The sequence below is a fragment of the Nitrosomonas aestuarii genome (assembly GCF_003046585.1).
In the GTDB taxonomy this organism is placed as follows: domain Bacteria; phylum Pseudomonadota; class Gammaproteobacteria; order Burkholderiales; family Nitrosomonadaceae; genus Nitrosomonas; species Nitrosomonas aestuarii.
In genome coordinates this window covers 1-2,045 of the sequence record NZ_QAAE01000044.1, presented here as the reverse complement: position 1 = coordinate 2,045, position 2,045 = coordinate 1, and the positions used below count along the sequence as shown (strand labels likewise).

2 protein-coding genes are annotated in these 2,045 nt (G+C 37.8%); both read left to right on the top strand.

Annotated elements, in window-relative coordinates; translation table 11 throughout:
* Positions 1–978 precede the first annotated feature (978 nt).
* Complete coding sequence (locus C8R11_RS15720; RefSeq protein ID WP_146159131.1) at positions 979–1,356, top strand: hypothetical protein; 378 nt, start codon at positions 979–981, stop codon at positions 1,354–1,356.
* Positions 1,357–1,560: 204 nt separating this feature from the next.
* A partial coding sequence (locus C8R11_RS15715; RefSeq protein ID WP_181258289.1) for a TolC family protein occupies positions 1,561–2,045 on the top strand: 485 nt, incomplete at its 3' end.

The following is a 2,045-nucleotide window of genomic DNA, read 5'->3' as shown; positions in this document are numbered from 1 at the left end:
TCGGTTTTTATCTGCGCATTACTTTCAGTAGTGGGTGAATCTGAGATTCTAGCCGTTTGGCCGATTCCACAGCCCGCGCTGTTTCGCATGCAATATATCGTAGCCGTAAATGTAATGCTGTCGAATAATTTATCGTTCAGTTGACATAGATAGCAATGTAAAAGGTTTTTCATGTCAAATTCATCGTTTATGTGTTAATGAAGTTTACTATGTTAAACCTTGCAATCATTGGAAGGTCAAGCTATAAATTTCTGGTGCCAAGTCTATTTCTTAGACTATCAGTCAGCGCTTATGAAACTTTACACGGGAATATGTATGACTGACGAACAATAATGTTTTAATATCACTTTTAATCAGCCACTTACTGTATCAAGCACTGTACGTGCGAAAGCAATTCTTTGATGCAAATTTACGAATAGATTGAGCGCAGATTGAAAAACTGCTATTTAACTGTATGAAAATATCGCTACATTTATTTTTTTAAAAAATGCAGGATTAATTCCGTCACTTGCGTTTCTTTTTGTCTTCGATGAATCCCGTTGTAGAGTTGAGTATCAGCATTGCGACCTTTCTGGGTTGGCAACAAGTCGCTAAGCACTGCATTATGGAATGGAAGATAGTATAGAAGGACGTTGTAAAGTGTGTTTTACAGCAGTGAACGTAATGGCTTTTTTTTCAGTGATCTGGTGGTGTTGCCTATATTACGGATTCAGACCAAATACTACGGCTTGAAAATGGAAATGTATTTTATCGACAAATATTTAGCTGCGCTAGTCTTGCATTCTACTTCTTTAACCTTTGATCTGTTGCTCAGTGCCTGAAAGCGTTAAGTTCATTATTGCCAAGTAGTTTTTTGTCATCAATACTATTTTCTTTTTGAATCTTATTTGTCTTGACACTGACGTTACTTTAATGTAATAGTTTCTGGAATTGTACTCATGTAATTATTTTTTATTGCCAAATATTAATCAAACTTGAATGAATCCAATGAAGCGTATAGCGCGCAGATTATTTTTGGTTTTAATTATGCTTTTGTTGTCACTGCAAGGAGCATTCGCTATTGTGGTGCCGCCATGCGCACATGAAGAAAATACAAACAACAAGTTCAACTCCGTCGATATTCCCATAGTTGGCGAGCACCTGCATACTAATCATAACGAGCAATTAATGAGTAGTAACATGGTTTCTAGTCAAGAGTGTGAAGTAAACGCCTTATGTCATATAAGTTGCAGCACATTTATCACCCTTGCACTTTCGAATAAAATTCCCACCAATGATATTTCCTATAATAGCGTTATTACAGCTAAACTGGTCTCGTTCATTCCTGAACAACTTCAGCGCCCTCCGCTAATATAAATACTTTGAACAGTAGTATGGAATCTATAGCTCTACGATAGTTGTCACTGTCTGAACTGAGCTTGATGAACTCCAATGGTATAGGACCAAGGAAATTTCCTCCTCCTTTCCATCCTGATTAGACACACGACAAGAAGCATTTAATAGCTTCGAAGAGTAATGTGCCCTTCAATTTAAGTATTAATATTAAAAGCATACGATATTATGTTTTCATTATTCATTTTTTCAAATAGCGTTTCTTTAGGTTTGTTGCTACTTGTAAATAACGCTTTTGCCGGAGTAGATCACAATTATTTAACACTTAAAGCGGCAACAGAAATAGCCACCCAACATAATCCAGGTTTAGCACAAATGAGAGCACGTGCCGAAGCAATGGCGGCGATCCCATCTCAAGTAGGCGCGCTACCTGATCCTGAAATTAGCTTCAGTGCTGCGAATCTGCCCGTTAACACATTCAATACCGCTCAGGTAGATATGACACAAATCGGACCGGGAATTTCTCAAGCCATTCCTTTTCCAGGTAAATTGGCATTACGTAGCTCAGCGGCAACTTTTGAAGCAAAAGCTGCATTAGAAAATGTAACGGAAGCTCGATGGTGGTTACTCAGTAACGTCAAACAGGTTTGGTGGCAAATTTTTTACCTGGATCATGCGCTACAAGTCGTAAAAGATAACCAATTACTGCTAAA